The sequence below is a fragment of the Allosaccharopolyspora coralli genome, from assembly GCF_009664835.1.
In the GTDB taxonomy this organism is placed as follows: Bacteria; Actinomycetota; Actinomycetes; order Mycobacteriales; family Pseudonocardiaceae; genus Allosaccharopolyspora; species Allosaccharopolyspora coralli.
Window position 1 is genome coordinate 908,633 of the sequence record NZ_CP045929.1, and the last position, 17,781, is coordinate 926,413.

Here is a 17,781-nt window from a genome sequence, read left to right on the forward strand (position 1 = left end):
ACGCCTGGCCGAACGGTGCCGGGTCACCGGCTGCGGATGAAGTCGCGGAAGGCGCGCACCGCCGGTGGAGCCGGATGACGGGGCGCCCACGCCAGCCCGACCGTCCGGCCTGCGGGCGGGTCCAGCGGGATCTCCACGGTGCCCGGTGTCGGCCCGGTGTCGGCGGCGGGAAGGAGCGCGACACCGAGTCCGGCGGCGACGAGTCCGCGCACGGTGTCGACCTCCTCGCCCTCGAACGCCAGGCGCGGGACGAACCCGGCGCCCTCGGTGAGATCGGTGAAGATCTGCCGCAGGCCGTAGCCGACGCGGGTGGCGATGAAGTCGTCGTCGCCGAGTTCGGCGAGGTGAAGCCGCCGGCGTCCCGCGAAACGGTGCCGCGTGTGCAGCACCGCGAACAGCGGCTCGTCGCGGACCGCCGCGCACTCGAACGCCTCGTCCTCCGGGAGCGGCGACACCAGGCAGAGATCGATCTCGCCCGCGTGCATCCGGGTGAGCATGTCGTCGCGGGCGCCTTGTGCGAGCCGGAACCGGACCGTGGGGTGTTCGTCGCGGAACGAACGGATGAGGTCCGGAACGAGCCGCCGACCCATGGTGTGTTGGAAGCCGAGTACGACCTGCCCGCGTTCCGGGTCGAGTTCCTCGACGACGGCGCGGCACCCCGCGTCGAGCGTGCGGAGCGTGTCCCGCGCCGCGTCGGCGAGAAGCTCTCCGGTGCGGGTGAGCCTGATCCTGCGACCTTCCCGCACGACGACCGGGGTGCCCAGTTCGGTGCCGAGACGGGCGAGCGCGCGGCTCACCGACGGCTGCGGCATGCCCAGTCGCTGGGCGGCCCGCGTGACGTGCCTCTCTTCCGCGACCGCCCGCAGCAACGCGAGGGTGGGCGCGAGATACGCGCTGAGCTGCGATGCGTCCGGCAGCGGATCCAAATGATGCGTCATGGCATCAATAATGACCACTTTCAGCATTGGACGCATGAGTTGTGCGGTGCCTACGTTGCGCGGCGTGGACAGCGCGCAGGAACACAGCAGGGCGGTACGGATCCGGATCTCCCTGCTCTGCGGTGCACTGGCGCTGTTCGCCCTGCTGTACGTGCCGCAGCCGGTCCTGCCGCAGCTCGCCGACGAGTTCGCGGTCTCGGCGGGCACGGTCGCGTTGCTGGTATCGGCCTCGACGCTCGGGCTCGCCGCCGCGGCGGTGCCGCTGGGCACCCTCTCGGACGTGATCGGGCGGCGCAACGTCATGGTCACCTCGCTGCTCGTGGCCGAAGCGCTCGCGCTGCTGTTGCCGCTGGTGAGCAACTTCCCGCTCATGGTCGCGCTGCGGCTCGTGCAGGGCGCCGCCGTCGCTGGGGTGTCCACCGTCGCGCTCGCCTACCTCGGCGAAGAGGCCCGGGGGCCGCAGTTCGGCACGACGATGGGGCTCTACATCGCGGGCAACACGATCGGCGGCATGTCCGGGCGGCTGCTCGGCGGCATCCTCGGTGACTTCCTCGGCTGGAAGGGCGGCATCCTCTCGGTCGCCCTGCTCGCCGGTGTGTGCACGGCGGTGTTCGTCGCGCTGCTGCCGAAGGAACGCCACCACCGGCCGAAGCCCGCGCAGGTCGGACCGCTGCTGGCGGGGCTGCGCGCCTCGGCAGGAGACCGGATGCTGCGGGGGCCGTACCTCGTCGCGCTGCTCGGTTCCGCCTCGTTCGTCGCCGTCTACAACGCGCTGACGTTTCGTCTCATCGCGCCGCCGCTGAACGTACCGCCAGCCTGGGCGGCGCTGGCGTTCCTCGCGTACGCGGCGGGCACCGTCACCTCCGCACTGGCCGGTCGCGCCGCCGACAGGTGGGGCCGGGCCCCGATCACGCTGCTCGGTGTCGGAGTCACCGTCGTCGGGCTGTGGCTGACGATGTCCGCCCAGCTGTGGGTGATCCTGCTCGGGCTCGTGCTGTTCACCGGCGGCTTCTTCGGCGCCCACGCTGTCGCGAGCGGCTGGGTCGGTGCCGAGGCGCCCGCGTCGGCGCGTGGGCAGGCCTCGGCGGTGTACCAGTTCTGCTACTACGCCGGGAACGGGATCGGCGGGATCTTCGGCGGTCTTGCCTACGGCGTGTGGGGATGGACGGGCATGGTCGCGATCCTCACGGTGTGGCTGGTGGGCAGCGCACTCGCGGTGTGGCGGGTGCGGACCCGCCAGCAGAAGGCCGAACCGCTCGCCGTGGGCTGATCAGCTCACGTGGTGTCGGCGTCGAACGGCGGCTGCTCGTCGTTGCCGAGCGGGCGCTGCGGAGTCCGTCCCGACGTACCCTGCCGGGACGAGCCGTTCGACGGGTACTGGTTGCCCTTGTCGTCGCCGAACGGGTCGTCGCCGTTGAACAGGTGGTTCTGCACCGCGCGCTTCGGATCCATGTTGCGCAGATTGCGCAGGTCCTTCAGCGGTTTCTGCAGGTCGTCGTACTCGGGGCCGAGCTCGTTGCGCAGCTGCTCGCGGGCGCCGGTCGCGTAGTCGCGGACCTGGCGGACGGTGCGCCCGAGCCACGCCGCCCCTTCGGGTAGCCGTTCGGGGCCGAGGATGAACAACCCGGCGACGACGAGCACGAGGATCTCGGCCCAGCCGATACTGTCGAACACCTCGCCACCTCCGGTCGTCGCGTCTGCGTGTTCAGCGTACCGATCGTGGCCGCAACTCGGTCGACACCCGGGACACCGGCGTGTGCGGACAGAGGTCCCCTCTTACAGCTGGGCGTCGAGTACGAGTTCGCGGCCTTCCCGCACCACGGTGACCGGGACGCGGGAACCGACCGGGTTGCTGTCCACGGCCACGATCAGCTCGTCGGCACTGCCGACCGTGCGCTCACCGACCTTGGTGATCACGTCGCCCTCCGCGAGACCGGCCCGCTGCGCGGGACTCCCGTCGCGGACGTTCTGGACTTGCGCGCCGTCGGCCATGCCGTCGCTGACGGACTTCGCGTTCACCCCGAGGTCGGCGTGCGAGGCGCGCCCGGTCTGGATGAGTTCCTCGGCGATCCGGCGCACGTCGTCGATGGGAATGGCGAAGCCGAGGCCGATCGAGCCGCCCTCCCCGCCGGAACCGAGTGTGCGGATGGCGCTGTTGATGCCCACCACCGCGCCGTTGCCGTCCACGAGCGCGCCGCCGGAGTTGCCGGGGTTGACCGCAGCGTCGGTCTGGATGGCGTCGATGACGGCGTTGGTGTCGGTGCCCTCACCGGCCAGCCGCACTGGGCGGTTCACCGAACTCACGATGCCGGTCGTGACGGTGCTGGCGAGGCCGAGCGGCGAGCCGATCGCGATGACGTCGTCGCCGACGGCGAGGTCGGACGACTTGCCGAGGTCGGCGACGGTCGGGTTCGCGACCTCGACCTTGAGCACCGCGAGATCGGTCTTGGTGTCCCTGCCGACGATCCGCGCGGGCGCACGGGTGCCGTCGTGGAAGACGGTCGAGACCTTCGCGTCCGGAGTGTCTGCGGCCATCGACACCACGTGGTTGTTGGTCACCACGTAGCCGTTGCCGTCGATCACCACCCCGGAGCCGGTGCCTCCCTGCGAGCCGACCCGAACCTCGACGGAGACCACGGCAGGCACGACGCGCTGCGCCACGTCGGCGACCGAGCCTGCCGGGTGGTCCTGGCCGGGTTCGGCCTCGGCGAGCGTGACGTCGGGGTTGGTCAGCGGATTGCCCTCCTCGGCCGTGATGCGTCCGACGAAGCCGCCGACCATCGCGATCACCAGGGCGACGGCGGCGAGCGCGGCGAGCGCGCGCGGCCGCACGCGTTGTCCGAACAGCACCTCGCGGGCACTGAGCAGCGGGCCCCGTCCGGGCTCCGTCCGCTCGTCGCCGGAATCCTCGGAGACGGCGGGCGGGCCGATGATGGCGCCCGCTGCGGGGTTGCGCCACGGGTCGTGTGCGCCGCGTCCGCTCCAGAAGTCCGAGGTCGCGGGTGCGTCACGCTCCGGGTCCGGAGCTGATTCGCCCGGGGCGCGTTGGAGGGCGCTCACCTGCTGCGGCGGGCGGCCGAAAGCCTGGACGAGCGCTTCGGCCGGCGGAGCGCTCTGCTGGACGCCGGTGATCGGCGGCGGTTCGTGCCTGCTCGTCGGATCGAAACTGCCCTCGACACCGCGGGGGCGGCCGAACACGCCTGCGGTGGATGCCTCGGCGGCTTCGGAGCCTGCGGGGTGAGCCGCAGGCCGGGTGTCCGGAGACTGACCACCGGCCGGTTGCCCGGGCCTGTGCTGTTGCTGCGGAGGCGGTGGCGGGTGCCCACCCGGGTGGGCGGGCATGCCGCGCCCACCACGGCCCTGCTGCCACGGGTGCACAGGTTCGCCCGGAGGGTGCTGGGTGCTGCGTGGCGCTGCCGGAGGTTGCTGGGGATCCGGGCGCTCCGGAGAGTCCCGCTGATGATGGCGGCCGGTGTCGTCCGGACCACCGTCGTGTGGCGCCCAGCCGGCACCGGACTCGGATCCGTCCGCAGGCCCTCTCCGCTGCTCGCTCATCGCTCCCCGGGCGTGGTGTCGGCTCGTCCCTGTCCACCCGAGTGGATCACACGAGTGGGCCCTTGCAGGCACCGGCGCGCGCGACAGGCGTCGCGGCCGATGCGGCCATCATGCCTCGCGTGGGGTGAAGTCCGCGTGGGAGCCCGTGTCCGGGAACTGGCGGTTGTGCCCGTAGGGCACTCAGCGCGGAGCCGCGGCCGGAACGGGCGCCTGCGAGATCGCTTCTGCGGCGGGGGCCGGAACCGGGGTGGACGGTTGTGGTGCGGGTGCCGGGCGCGGCGTGTCGCTCGCGGGGGCTTCGGTGGCGTTCGCCGGGACGGCGGAGTAGGGCCACGAACTACCGTTGAGGTACGGCGCGGGTTCGACCTCGTCGACGGGGACGCTGACCAGCGCGAGCGTGCCGAGCATGAGTCCGGAGAACATGACGCCCGCGTGCCGCCCTCGCCGGTGCGGATGGGCGGTGTCGTGACCGGAAGGCGTGGCCCGCGAGCCCAGCGGGGGGTTGCTCGCGAACGGTTCCTGCCCCTCGCCCAGGGCGGAACCGGTCCCGAAGACGGCGCCGCCGAAGGTGCCGCGGTCCACACGGTCGGGCCGGGCCACGGCGACGAGCTGGCCGTCCTCGTCCAGCGCGAGCCCGTCGGGTTCGCTCGGCAGGTCCGCCTCGGACGGGATCGACTGCAAGGTGCGCAGCAGCTCCGGCGAGACCGACGGCACCGCGGCGGACCGGACGGCCGCACGGGCCTGTCGCTGGGCCGCGGCCTCGGCAGCGCACGACGGGCACGACGCCACGTGGGAGGCGGCACGATCGTAGGCGTGGGGGGTGAGTTCACCGTCGACGAACGCTACGAGCGCGTCCAGAGCGAGGTGCTGTTCGGCGAATCCCCACCCGCGCATTCCCGTCATTCGGTGTCCTCCTGAACTCCGTGACGGCGCTCCTCCTGAACTCCCTCACGGCGCGTTTCCAGTGCCGCCTTGAGCAGCTGCCGACCACGGTGGATCCTGCTGCGCACCGTACCCAGCTTCACGCCGAGCGTGGCGCCGATCTCCTCGTACGAGAGTCCTTCGACGTCGCAGAGGACGACCGCGGCACGGAACTCCGGGGGGAGGGCGTCGAGCGCGGCCTGCAGGTCCGGGTCGAGGTGCGTGGCCTGGAAGACCTGCTCCGGCGTCGGCGCACTACCCGGCAGCCGGTCGGTGTCCTCGGGCAGACCCTCCATCCGCAGGCGGGACCTGCGGCGGGCCATGTCGAGGAACAGGTTCGTGGTGATGCGGTGCAACCACCCCTCGAAGGTGCCCGGCTTGTAGGAGGCCAGGGAGCGGAAGACACGGATGAACGTGTCCTGCGTCAGGTCTTCGGCGTCGTGTTGATTGCCGGAGAGACGGAACGCGAGTCGATACACCCGATCGGCGTGCTCCCGGACCACGTCGTCCCAGGACGGCGGGGTCCACGGCACTTCCTGCTCGGGGACGACGGCGTCGGTGGTGTGCGGCTCGGCCGCACTCATCGGCTGTGTTGCCATCTGACGCGAAGGCACCTCCTGAAGGCAGTCGCACCGGGAGAACGATCGGGAGGTCCCCCGAGTTCCTGCGGAACGGTGTTCCCGAGGAACGGGGTTTCGAAACGTTCCGGTTCCCGCGCGTGGGCCCTGGGACGGGACCCTGGCCGGGCCGGGCGGGAGCTGCCGGCCCGGTTCTCACTATGACCGGTGCGCGTGAGGTGACGGTGATAAGCCGCTGAGAACAACCTGAGAAAGTGGGCGTGAGTCTTTTTGGTGGTCAGAGCCACCAAAAAGACTCACGCGCTCTAGGCAGGGGAGACGGAGAGGAGCTGGCCGGCGAGTCCGCGGGCACGGGTGGAGAGCTTCTTCGCGACGTCCCCGAGCACCTGGCTCGCCGGGGAGTCCGGGTCCTCCAGCACCAGCGGCGTACCGCCGTCGCCGGACTCGCGCAGCTTCGGGTCGAGCGGCACCTGGCCGAGCAGCGGCACGTCGGCGCCGATCGAGCGGGTCAGCGAGTCGGCGACGATCTGCCCGCCGCCGGAGCCGAAGACCTCCATGCGCTGCCCGTCCGGCAGCTCCATCCACGACATGTTCTCCACGACCCCGGCGAGCCGCTGCCGGGTCTGCATGGAGATCGCACCGGCGCGCTCGGCGACCTCGGCGGCGGCCTGCTGCGGTGTGGTGACGACGAGGATCTCGGCGTTCGGGATGAGCTGCGCGGTCGAGAGCGCGACGTCGCCGGTGCCGGGCGGCAGGTCGAGCAGCAGGACGTCGAGGTCGCCCCAGAACACGTCCGAGAGGAACTGCTGCAGCGCACGGTGCAGCATCGGACCGCGCCACACCACCGGCGTGTTGCCGGGGGTGAACATGCCGATCGAGATGACCTTCACGCCGTGCGCCTGCGGCGGCATGATCATCTGGTCGACCTGGGTGGGCTTGCCGTCGGCGCCGAGCATGCGCGGCACCGAGTGGCCGTAGATGTCGGCGTCGACCACGCCGACGGACAGCCCACGCTCGGCCATCGAGGCGGCGAGGTTGACCGTGACGCTGGACTTGCCGACGCCGCCCTTGCCGGAGGCCACGCAGTACACGCGGGTCATCGAGCCGGGCTCGGCGAACGGGATGCGGGGTTCCTCGGAGTCGCCGCGCAGCTGTTTGCGCAGTTCGGTGCGCTGCTCGTCGCTCATCACGTCGAGTTCGACGTCGACGGAGGTCACGCCATCGACGGCCTCGACGGCGGAGGTGACGCGCTCGGTGATCGTCGTCTTCATCGGGCAGCCCTGCACGGTGAGGTAGATGCCGACCCCGACGGCTCCGGACTCGCCGACGGTGACGTCCTTGACCATGCCGAGCTCGGTGATCGGCTTGTGGATCTCCGGGTCCTCGACCGAGGTGAGGGCGTCGCGGACGGCCTGCTCGGTGGGAGCGGACTGGGTGCTGGTCACGGCGAGCTGACACCGACCTTTCGTCACGGCTGGACTGCTGCTCCAGCAGCTCCCCCCATGCTACGGGCGGGTAGCACACGGGTGACGAGTGAGGATCGGCTACGTGCGCTGCGTCACGGTGAAGAGGGGTGTGGGGTGTGCGGGTTGGTCTGCGTGGCCGGCTACGGAGACGGTGGCGACGACGTACGCGCGACGAAGTCCCGCGTCAGCTCTCGCCGTCGTCCCACTGCGGGTTGTCGCGCAGTGCGTGCGCGTCCGGCCGCGGCCCCCGCACGCGTCCTCGCCTGCTCTCGGTGCCGGGGAGCTCGTCACGGAGCCGGTCGAGTTCGGTGCGCAGGAAGTCCCGGGTGGCCACCTCGCCGACAGCGAGCCGCAGCGACGCGAGCTCGCGGGCGAGGTACTCGGTGTCGGCCTTGGTCTGTTCGGCCCGCGCACGGTCCTCCTCCAGCGAGACCCGGTCGCGGTCGTCCTGCCGATTCTGGGCGAGCAGGATCAACGGCGCCGCGTAGGCGGCTTGGGTGGAGAAGGCCAGGTTGAGCAGGATGAACGGGTAGGGGTCCCAGCGCAGCTGCACCACGAGCACCAGGTTGAGCGCGATCCAGGTGACGACGATGACGGTCTGCCAGAGCAGGAAGCGTCCGGTGCCGAGAAAGCGGGCGATGCGCTCCGAGAGGCGTCCGATCAGCTCGGGGTCGAATTCCACGGAGAAGCGGCGTGGCTCCCGGGGCTGGTCGAGTCGCCGGCGGGAGTGCAGCTCAGGCACGGTCACCTCCTCGCGGCACCGGGGCACTGCCGGACTCGTCGGTGTCGGGCAGACCGCCCTCGCGCCAGTCCTCGGGCAACAGGTGGTCGAGCACGTCGTCGACGGTGACCGCGCCGAGCAGTCGTTCCTCCTCGTCGAGGACGGGTCCGCACACGAGGTTGTAGGCGGCGAAGTAGCGGGTCACGTCGGTGAGCGTGGCGTCCGGCCGCAGGCTGGCGAGATGGGTGTCGACCGCCGCGGCGACGAGGCTGTAGGGCGGTTCGCGCAGGAGCCGCTGGATGTGCACGCAGCCGAGATAACGACCGGTGGGCGTGCCGGTCGGTGGCCGGACCACCAGAACCATGCTGGAGAGCGCGACGGGCAGGTCGGCGACGCGCACCATGGCGAGGGCCTCGGCGATGGTCGTGTCCGGCTCCACGACGACGGGTTCGGGAGTCATGAGGCCGCCCGCCGTGTCGTGCGAGTACTCCAGGAGTCGTTTCACCGGCGCGGATTCCTTCGGCTCCATGAGTTCCAGGAACCGGTCCTTGTCCACTTCGGAGAGTTCGCCGAGCACGTCCGCAGCGTCGTCGGGGTTCATCGCTTCGAGGACGTCGGCGGCGCGTTCCTCGTGCAGATGGGTGAGCAGGTCCTTCTGGTCGTCCTCGGGGAGTTCCTCGACCACGTCGGCGAGCCTGTCGTCGTCGAGTGCCTCGGCCACTTCGTAGCGCCGCTTGGAGGGAAGCTCGTGCAGGGTGCTGGCGACGTCGACGGCGCGCATGTCCTCGAACAGCGCCAGCAGCTGGTGTACTTCCTGGGGCTGGTTGGCGACGTCGAGCGTGGCCAGGCCGCTGACCTGGTCCCAGGACAGGACGGTGACCGGGCCACGGCGGCCGAGTCGTCCGGTGCGTTCCCGGACGGCGACCTTGCTGATCTGCCAGTCGCGGGTGCGGGTCTGCTCCATCGCCACGTCGACGAGCACGGCGGACCTGCTCGTGGCGTTGACGGTGACTTTCGCGTCGAGCAGCTGGCCGAGGACCAGCAGTTCGTTGGGGCGCTGGGCGAACGCGCGCATGTTGACGCTGCCGGTGCTGAGCGTGGCGGCGGTGGCCTCGATCCGCGCCACGCGCAGCATGGGGACGAAGACGCGGCGCCGGGTTCCCATCTCCATGACGAGCCCGAGAACTCGGGGCGGGTTGTTGCCGACCCGGAGACCGCTGACGATGTCGCGGACCTTGCCGATCGACTCGCCGTCCGGGCCGAACACGGCCAGGCCGCTGAGTTGCGCCGCGAAGACTCTGGACGTGCCAGCCACGCTGATCAGCCTATCGGGTGGTCGCGGGCAGAGCAGTCCACGACTCGCCGTGCTCCCGACGTCCGAGCCTGACCTGCGGGTGCACGGCGTGGATAGGGTGGGCGCGAGTCGTGGAGTGGAGGAGCAGCCGTGGTTGAGCAGCGTTCCCGCCGGAGTTGTCTCGCGGTGCCGGGGTCGAGCGAGAAAATGATCGACAAGGCGCGTGGATTGGCTGCCGACCAGTTGTTCCTGGACCTGGAGGACGCGGTCGCGCCGCTGGCGAAGGAACAGGCGCGAGGGCAGGTGGTCACGGCGTTGACCGAAGGCGGCTGGGACGGCCGGATCCGCACGGTGCGGGTGAACGCGCTCGACACGCAGTGGACCTATCGCGACGTGATCGAGGTCGTGGAGGGTGCCGGCGAGCAGCTGGACACGATCATGTTGCCGAAGTGCGCGGGACCGGAGCAAGTGCGGTGGCTGGAGTTGACGCTCGCGCAGATCGAGCGGGCGACGGGCCTGCCGGAAGGCGGCATCGGCATCGAGGTGCAGATCGAGGACGCGCCCGGTTTGGTCTCCGTGGACGAGATCGCAGGCGCCTCTGCGCGGATGGAGGCGTTGCACTTCGGTCCGGCGGATTTCATGGCTTCGATCAACATGCGGTCGTTGGTGGTCGGCGAGCAGCCGCCCGGCTACGACGTGGGCGATGCTTACCACTACCCGTGGATGCGCATGCTGATGGCGGCGCGTGCCCACGACATCCAGGTACTCGACGGGCCGTACTTGCAGATCAAGGACGTGGATGGCCTGCGGACGGTCGCGGCGCGCTCGGCGGCGCTCGGGTTCGACGGCAAGTGGGTGCTGCATCCCGCGCAGGTCGAGGCCGTCAACGAGGTGTTCTCGCCGCGCCAGGAGGATTACGACCGCGCGGAGAACATTCTGGACGCCTACGAGTGGTACACCTCGGAAGCCGGTGGCGCGCGCGGCGCGGCGATGCTCGGCGACGAGATGATCGACGAGGCGTCGCGAAAGATGGCCCTGGTCGTCGCGGGCAAGGGCCGGGCAGCCGGGATGGTGCGCACGGATCGCTGGACGCCGCCGTCGCAGTGAGACCGGGTGAAGGGTGTGCGGACGGAGGGTTGCGCTACCGGTCCACCAACACAGACCAATCCGCGCACCCTCGGACCGAAACTCTCGATCCGCGTGACGACTTACCGCGCCCCGGTTCGAAGCGGTAGATTCCTCCTCGGCGTTGATCTCCAGACCGAGGGCGGTTCGGCGAGTGTCCACTGTGGCTCCGGACGGCAGGAACCAGCAGGAACTACGGCTCGCACTGGCGATGCGGGGCGGCGCGAGCATGGCGGTCTGGATCGGCGGCGCCGTCGCCGAGATCAACCACCTGCGCACCGCGCTGACGCCTCCGGAGCAGGAACCTGTCGCGGACGACGCACGGGCGGCTGCCCCGTTCGGCAGGAAGGTTCGCACACCGCACAAGCAGGCTCGTGTGGACACTGAGGTTCCGGAGAAGGCCACGCAGGAGCGGAGCAGCGAGGATCGGGGCGTCGAGCGCACGGCGACACAAGCCACGACCGGCTCGGACGGGGCGAGCACACCGACCGATCTCGGAAAGGAGACGGCGTCGCTCACCGTCGAGCACTCCGCGCAAGCGGTCTCGGCCGGAGGTGACGGAGGCAGCCTCGTCGGCGATCCGGCCGAAACGGAACTGAGCGACCCTCCGCACGAACCGAAAGCCGACGGTGCGGGCACGACCGAGGACTCGCCGCGGCCGACGATGTTGGACGAGCACCCGTGGGCGGTGCTGGCGCGGCTCGCCGGGTACGACTCGGTCGCCGTGGACGTGCTGGCCGGGGCGTCGGCGGGTGGGCTGAACGCGACCCTGCTGTCGACGTCGCTGGTGTACGGGATGCCGTTCGACCGGATGCGCTCGACGTGGGTGCGGTTGGCCGACCTGGAGGCGATGTCCCGGCCGGTACCGATGTTCTGGGACCGCAAGCCGATGTCGTTGCTCGAAGGTGACGCCTACTTCCGCGCCGAGTTGGCCGAAGTGCTCGACGATGCCGAGAGCGTCGAACCGTCCCGGGCCGAACGTGCGGATCTCCTGCTCACCGCGACCTTGCTGGATCCGGTGGTGGAGCGGCGGTTCGACGCGGGCTCGACGCCGATCACCGAGGAGCGCCGACGTGCCTGGTTCCGGTTCCGGCACCGAGGTGAGCCCGGCGACCCGCTCTCGGATTTCGCTGCGGGAACGGCTCGGAAACGGACCGCCAGGGAGCTGGCGCAGGCGGCGCGCTCGACCTCGTCGTACCCGTTCGCGTTCGAACCGGCGCAGGTGCATTCCCGCCCGGGTGAACCGCCGCTCGGAGAGCCGAACATGTTCGGTGCGTTCTCGGAGGTGGCGGTACCGCCGGAACACCGCCCGTTCCGGGTGATGGACGGCGGCGTGTTGGACAACATTCCGGTGGCTGCGGCGATCCACTCGATCGCCTCGACGGTGGCGGACCGGCCGTCGGAGCGTTTCCTGCTGTACCTGAACCCGGACCCGGAGTCGCCGACAGGGGAGCGGGAGGGCTCGCGGCTGGCGTTCCCGGTCGCATCGACGGCCATGCGGGCCCGGATGACGCAGGAATCGTTGCTCGCCGACATCGAGGCGCTGGACGAGCACAACAGTGCGGTGGAGCGAACCGCGTTGCGGCGCAAGGCCTTGTTCGCACAGATCAGCGCGGTCGAACCGGCTCAGCGCCCCGACGAGCTGCGCAGGGTGGTCGAGACGGTGCGCGACGACCACGCGGTGGTGCGGGTCGAGCTCGACGCGTTGGCGTTCGTCCGGCTGCTCACCGACCCGGCCGGGTCCGAGGACGGCAGGTTGTTGCCGCCGGTCGTCGGAGATCCGTTGCAGGGCTGGTCGGCCGCCGCGGTGTCGGCGTTGCCGGACGCGTTGTCGCGACGGCTGGCCGGTGAGGCCGAGCCGAACGCTGTCTTCGGTGACGTGCGCGGCTTCCTCTCCGCGGTGGAGGAATGTCTCGGTTGGACGCACGACCTGGAATGCGACGCGACGGGCGAGGCGGCTCGGGAGGTCGCTCGGTGCAAGGCCGCGCTGTACCGGCTCCGCGTGTTCGGCGAGGTCCTCGAAGGGCACGCCGATCGCTACTGGGTGCACGGCGCGCAGCTGGAGCCGATCGTCGACCCGGCGGAGTTGAACACGTGGGTGGGACGGGTTGCCGATCGCAGGCGCCGGTTACAGCACGCACTGCCCTCGCCGGTGCGGCCCTTGCTGGGCGCGGTGCTCTCCGAGATCGAGCAGGGCGAGCGTCTCGTCGGGGAGTCCTTCCAGCGCCCGCTGGGTGATTTCGCCGCCGAACTTTTGTCCATTGTGGAGTCGTCGGGCGCGGACGCCGCCGCCGAGGACACGCCGGGACACGTGGACGCCGTTGCGGAAGCCTCCGGCGTTCTGGACCGCCTGCTGGCTCGGCTGGCGTTCGTCGCGCCCACCCGCACGGAGTTCCGGTTTCCGGAGCAGATCGGCTACGGCATGCTCGAATCCGCCGCGGCCGACGACCGGATCGACGTGCTGCGCCGGGTGGTCGTGCTGACGGCACCGCTGGACGTCGGACGCGCTCCGGGCTCGCGGATCCGGCTGATGCGGGTGCGCAGCGACGCGTCGTCGCCGCTGCCGTTCGAGGCGTTGCGCCGCGACGGCGAGCTGCGGGTCGAGGACAAGGTCCGGGGCGGCGATCTCGGCAACTTCGGTGCGTTTCTGTCGGCACGGTGGCGGGCGAACGACTGGATGTGGGGCCGCATGGACGCGGTGCCGACGCTGGTCGACATGCTCTGCGACCCGGCACGACTGCGGATCCACAACGAAGCCGCAGGCGCCGCCGGAGTGTTCGAGGAACTGCGGGTGTTGGCGTGCACACCGTCGCCGGAGGAACTGCGGGGAGCAGGCGAGGGCGTCGCGGGGAAGTGGCGCGGATTCCTCACCGAACGGTGGGAACATCGTGCGGAGGACGTGCGCTCGGAACTGGCGACCGCGTTCGCGGAGCCCGACGGTGACCACCCGTTGCCTGCGACTCGCGCAGCGGTCACCGAACGTCTCCAGTGGATGATCGCCGCGTCGGAACTGCCGTTCGTGCACGAAGTGTCGCAGGGAGCCGAACCGGACCTTCCCGAGCGCGAGCCGCAGCCGTTGCCGTCGCCGCGCCGAGTGTCGGCTCAGGTCGAGCGGTACTCGGTCGGTGCGCAACGAGTACCGGACCTCGGTGAGCGGCGGGTCGCGGGAATGGCGACGCGGTTCGCGCTGCTGGCGCATCGAGCGGTGCGGCCGGGACGGTCCAGCGTGTGGGCGTGGCTCGGACGAGGCGCGATCATGCTGCTCAAGCCGTTCGTGGTGATCGCAGCGTTCGCTGTCGCCGCACCGGTCCGCGCGGCGACAGTGGGTCTGCTCGGTTCGATGGCGGCCGCGTCGGCGGCCCCGCTGGCGACCTTCTCGGGTGACGAGGGCTGGGACGATTCCGGTGTGAGCGGGCTGGTTCCGATCACGTTCGCCGGCAGCGGGGTGGGGGTCGCCACCGTGCTCGCCTGGGTGGTCTCCGGGGTGTTCGCGCTCTGGCTCGGCGTCGTCGGTTCCGGCCGCGTCCGGTTCGGCCGCGGTGGTGGCGGGCAGTCCGCCCAGAACGAGGCCCCGAGCCGCCGGGACGGACAGCTCAGCGGCGGACTGCGGTGGACGTTCGCGACGCTGCTCGCCGCCGTGCCGCTCGGGCTCGTGGCCGTGATGTGGGCGAACGGCTTCCGGCTCCGCCCGCTCGGCCTGCTGCTGGTGGCGATCGGTCTCACGTGGCTGGCGACGTTCGCGTACAAGGCGTCGGGACGGGTCGCGGCGACCGTCGTCGGCGGCCTCGTGTTCGGTGCGACGACGTGGGCGTTCGCCGACGGGTTCCTCACACCGTGGGCGACGGCGAGTTGGCTGGGCTGGACGATCCTCGTCACCGCCTACGCCCACGCGATCCTGCTCAGCGCCGTCGACCTGCTGCCCCCGCGCCCCCGCACCGACCCCCTCAGCACCACTTCCTGACCACCCCACGAGGCGAACGGCACCTTCGCCTCACCCCACGGGGCGAACGGCACCTTCGCCTCACCCCACGGGGCGAACGGCACTTTCGCCTCACTGTTGGTCGATGGGTGAACGGCACTTTCGCCTCAGGAGACGGGGCGAACGGCACTTTCGCCCCATGCCACGGGGTGAACGGCACTTTCGCCTCACTGTTGGTCGATGGGTGAACGGCACTTTCGCCCCATGCCACGGGGTGAACGGCACTTTCGCCTCACACGGGGCGAACGGCACTTTCGCCTCAGGAGACGGGGCGAACGGCACTTTCGCCTCACGAGACGGGGCGAGAGTGCCGTTCGCCTCGTGGGGTGCGAGACGTTGTTCGTCGCGGCACGATGACGGAGATCGGCGGGAGAAGGGAACGGACATGACGAGTGCGGAAACCCGGAACGGTTCGGGCGTCAGGATGCCTGCGGCGTTCTTCGGTCACGGCAACCCGATGAACGCACTGGAGGTCAACCGCTACACGAGCGCCTGGAAGGCGTTCGGTGCGGCGGTTCCTCGGCCACGCGCGATTCTGGTGATCAGCGCGCACTGGTACATCAACGCCACTGCCGTGACGGCCATGCCGAGGCCGCGCACCATCCACGACTTCTACGGGTTCCCGCAGCCGCTGTTCGACGTGCAGTATCCCGCCCCCGGTCTACCGGAGCTCTCCACCGAGATCAGCGACATCGTGCATCCGACCTGGGTCGGAGCCGACGTGGACAGTTGGGGCATCGACCACGGGACCTGGTCGGTGTTGGTGCACGCCTTCCCGGACGCCTCGATTCCGGTCGTCCAGTTGAGCATCAACGCCGACAAGCCGTTCGACTACCACCTCGAACTCGGGGCGAAACTCGCGCCGCTGCGGGAACGCGGGGTGCTGATCGTCGCCAGCGGCAACGTGGTGCACAACCTGCGCGGCATGGATTGGAGCCTCCGCGACGACGGCTACGACTGGGCGCGGCGGTTCGACGAGGACGCCAAGACCCGCATGCTGACGGAACCGACCGAAGTGGCGACGCTCGACGCCCACAGCGACTATCGCCACGCGGTGCCCACACCGGACCACTTCATTCCCGCGCTGTACCTGGCGGGGCTCGCCGGGGCGGCACGGGGATCCGGCACCGAGGTGCTCGTAGACGGTTACGCGTACGGATCCTTGTCGATGACGGCGTACACCCTGGGCATGTCGTGCCCGTCCGCGTCAGGGGTGGGTGGCTCCGCTCCGCCGCCGGACGAGGTGGCGCCCGACGAGTCCAACATCTAGCCGGGCGGTGGATCCGGCGACGGAACGAGACTCGGGCCGCACGGGAGGCGATGCGGCGCCTACGATCGTGGGTGTGACGGAACCGTCCGAACCTCCGATCGGCTCGGCGCACAGCGGCCCCGGCGAGACCGCACGCGCGCAGGATCCCCAGTCCTCGGCCCCCGCGTACGGCGCGCCTCCACCGGGCGGGGGCGCCCCGGCCGCGGTCGAGGCTCCGGGGGCCAGCGCCGTGCGACAGCCGCCCGCCCCCTCACGCAGCGCGGTGATCGAAACCGGTCAGCCCTACCACCTGCTCGCGCGCAATTCCGCTCACCGCTGGTGGCGCCCGCTCGTCTCGCTCGTCGTGTTCGTCGTGCTCGCCGTGATCGCGTTGGTCGCCGCGCTGGCCACGGTCACCGCGGTGGCGACGCTGCCGAGCGTGACGGGCGGTGCCGGCGTCCTCGACGCAATCGACCGGGTTCTCACCGATCCGATGTTCTTGCTCTTCGCCGGGTTCGCCACTCTCGTGGTGTTCCTGCCGTGCGTCTGGTTCACGGTGCGGACGTTGCAGAACCGGCCGTTCAGCAGCGTCAGCTCGGTGGTCGGCGGCCTGCGGTGGAGGTGGCTCGCTGAGTGCCTCGGCATCGCGGCCGTCCTGCTCGGAGCCGTCTTCGCGTTCGGCTTGGTCTACGAACTGATCACCGGACCGGGCGGCCCGATCGGCTTCCCCGGCTGGCCCACCTACCTCACGATCGCCGCCATCGCCCTGCTCGTGGTGCCGTTGCAATGCGCCGCCGAGGAGTACGCGTTCCGCGGATTCCTGGTGCAGACGCTCACCGCCTGGTTCCGCACCCCGTGGGTCGCCATCGTGCTCTCGTCGGTCGCGTTCCTGTTCAGCCACGGCTACACCGACGTGCTGGTGTGGATCCAGCTGATGCTCATGGCGCTGGTGATGTGCTGGCTGACCATCCGTACCGGGGGTCTCGAAGCCGCGATCGGCCTGCACATCGCCAACAACGTGCTCAGCCTGCTCGTCGCGGGGGTCTACGGCGTGCCCAGCCTCGAACAGGCCGGTGACTTCGCCGCCGCCGACGTGGTTCCGTTCCTCGTCGTCATCCCGCTCTATGGCTGGATCGCCGATCGGCGCGCCCAGCGCCGTGAACTGCACACCGTGCTCGGCGGGCGAGCTCCCGTCTCGCCGTGGACACTCGGTGTGGAGCGGGTTGATCTCCGCTCGGGCGCGACGGAGTAATCTGGTAGCGGGAGGATTCGGACACGACGCCGGTCGTCCCGTACACAGCCCCTCGTCAGTGGAGGTGTCCACGGTGACCAACCCGTTCGCCGGCTCGAGCCGGTCCGGGCCGCACACCCCCAGCATGCCGACCCCGCCCACGGGATGGCCGATCGGCTCGTACACCACCTACGGGGAGGCACAGCACGCCGTCGATCACCTGGCCGACAACGACTTCCCGGTGCAGGAAGTGACCATCGTCGGCGTCGACCTGATGCTCGTCGAGCGCGTCACCGGGCGGCTCAGCTGGGCGCGGGTGCTCGGCGGGGGTGCCGCCTCGGGTGCGTGGTTCGGTCTGTTCGTGGGCCTGATCATGGGGTTGTTCTCGCAAGCGGGCGCCTGGATCGGACCGGTCCTCGTCGGTCTCGGCACCGGTGTCGTCTTCGGGCTCGTCTTCGCCGCCGTCGGTTACGCCTCCACGCGCGGCCGCCGCGACTTCTCCTCCGCGAGCCAGTTGGTCGCCGGACGCTACGACGTCCTCGCCCAGCCCAAGCACGCCGAACAAGGCCGCGACATGCTCGCCCGGCTCGCCATGCGAGCCCCGGACGGACAGTAGCCGCCGCCGATCACACGGTGATCGGGATCCCGTTGCGGCACAACGGAGTCGGTCCCGCGGGCGGACGTGACTCACGGCAAGTGGGTTCAGCTGGGGGAAAGTAGCGCA

At 70.6% G+C, this 17,781-nt stretch carries 14 protein-coding genes; 6 read left to right on the plus strand and 8 right to left on the minus strand.

The genetic code is table 11. From position 1 onward, the window contains the following. Positions 1-23: 23 nt before the first annotated feature. Positions 24-938 carry a LysR substrate-binding domain-containing protein gene (locus GIY23_RS04345; protein ID WP_154075478.1) on the minus strand — a complete coding sequence of 305 codons (915 nt, stop codon included), beginning with the start codon at positions 936-938 and terminating at the stop codon, positions 24-26. 64 nt (positions 939-1,002) lie between these two features. Here GIY23_RS04345 and GIY23_RS04350 point away from each other — a divergent pair, with 64 nt between their 5' ends. Further along, positions 1,003-2,208, plus strand: a complete 1,206-nt coding sequence (locus GIY23_RS04350; protein WP_228717540.1) for an MFS transporter — start codon at positions 1,003-1,005, stop codon at positions 2,206-2,208. A gap of 5 nt (positions 2,209-2,213) precedes the next feature. On the opposite strand, the gene tatB is transcribed toward GIY23_RS04350, so the two are convergent. The 7 genes from tatB to GIY23_RS04385 form a co-directional block, all read right to left on the minus strand. Further along, positions 2,214-2,612 carry a Sec-independent protein translocase protein TatB gene (gene tatB, locus GIY23_RS04355; protein WP_154075480.1) on the minus strand — a complete coding sequence of 133 codons (399 nt, stop codon included), beginning with the start codon at positions 2,610-2,612 and terminating at the stop codon, positions 2,214-2,216. 102 nt (positions 2,613-2,714) lie between these two features. Further along, positions 2,715-4,280 carry a S1C family serine protease gene (locus tag GIY23_RS04360; protein ID WP_187352020.1) on the minus strand — a complete coding sequence of 522 codons (1,566 nt, stop codon included), beginning with the start codon at positions 4,278-4,280 and terminating at the stop codon, positions 2,715-2,717. 393 nt (positions 4,281-4,673) lie between these two features. After that, a complete protein-coding gene (locus GIY23_RS04365) occupies positions 4,674-5,396 on the minus strand; it encodes a zf-HC2 domain-containing protein (protein WP_154075481.1) in 723 nt (240 codons plus the stop codon). After that, a complete protein-coding gene (gene sigE, locus GIY23_RS04370) occupies positions 5,393-6,013 on the minus strand; it encodes an RNA polymerase sigma factor SigE (RefSeq protein WP_154075482.1) in 621 nt (206 codons plus the stop codon). The genes GIY23_RS04365 and sigE overlap by 4 nt, the downstream gene beginning before the upstream one ends. Before the next feature lie 284 nt (positions 6,014-6,297). Continuing rightward, positions 6,298-7,437 (minus strand): Mrp/NBP35 family ATP-binding protein, encoded by a 1,140-nt coding sequence (locus GIY23_RS04375; protein ID WP_154075483.1) that lies wholly within the window; start codon positions 7,435-7,437, stop codon positions 6,298-6,300. Between the two features lie 205 nt (positions 7,438-7,642). Continuing rightward, positions 7,643-8,200, minus strand: a complete 558-nt coding sequence (locus tag GIY23_RS04380) for a DUF1003 domain-containing protein (protein ID WP_154075484.1) — start codon at positions 8,198-8,200, stop codon at positions 7,643-7,645. Then, positions 8,193-9,494, minus strand: coding sequence for a magnesium transporter MgtE N-terminal domain-containing protein (locus GIY23_RS04385; protein ID WP_154075485.1), 1,302 nt, complete (start codon positions 9,492-9,494; stop codon positions 8,193-8,195). The genes GIY23_RS04380 and GIY23_RS04385 overlap by 8 nt, the downstream gene beginning before the upstream one ends. 129 nt (positions 9,495-9,623) lie before the next feature. Here GIY23_RS04385 and GIY23_RS04390 point away from each other — a divergent pair, with 129 nt between their 5' ends. The 5 genes from GIY23_RS04390 (at position 9,624) to GIY23_RS04410 (ending at position 17,673) form a co-directional block, all read left to right on the plus strand. Further along, positions 9,624-10,580, plus strand: coding sequence for an HpcH/HpaI aldolase/citrate lyase family protein (locus GIY23_RS04390; RefSeq protein WP_154075486.1), 957 nt, complete (start codon positions 9,624-9,626; stop codon positions 10,578-10,580). A gap of 172 nt (positions 10,581-10,752) precedes the next feature. After that, on the plus strand, positions 10,753-14,559 hold the full coding sequence (locus GIY23_RS04395; RefSeq protein WP_154075487.1) for a patatin-like protein: 3,807 nt from the start codon (positions 10,753-10,755) through the stop codon (positions 14,557-14,559). 403 nt (positions 14,560-14,962) lie between these two features. Continuing rightward, positions 14,963-15,847, plus strand: coding sequence for a 4,5-DOPA-extradiol-dioxygenase (gene ygiD / locus GIY23_RS04400; RefSeq protein WP_222850235.1), 885 nt, complete (start codon positions 14,963-14,965; stop codon positions 15,845-15,847). 73 nt (positions 15,848-15,920) lie between these two features. After that, positions 15,921-17,078: a CPBP family intramembrane glutamic endopeptidase gene (locus GIY23_RS04405; protein ID WP_154075488.1), complete on the plus strand. Its 1,158-nt coding sequence runs from the start codon at positions 15,921-15,923 to the stop codon at positions 17,076-17,078. A gap of 73 nt (positions 17,079-17,151) precedes the next feature. Then, positions 17,152-17,673 carry a general stress protein gene (locus tag GIY23_RS04410; protein WP_407646829.1) on the plus strand — a complete coding sequence of 174 codons (522 nt, stop codon included), beginning with the start codon at positions 17,152-17,154 and terminating at the stop codon, positions 17,671-17,673. Positions 17,674-17,781 lie beyond the last annotated feature (108 nt).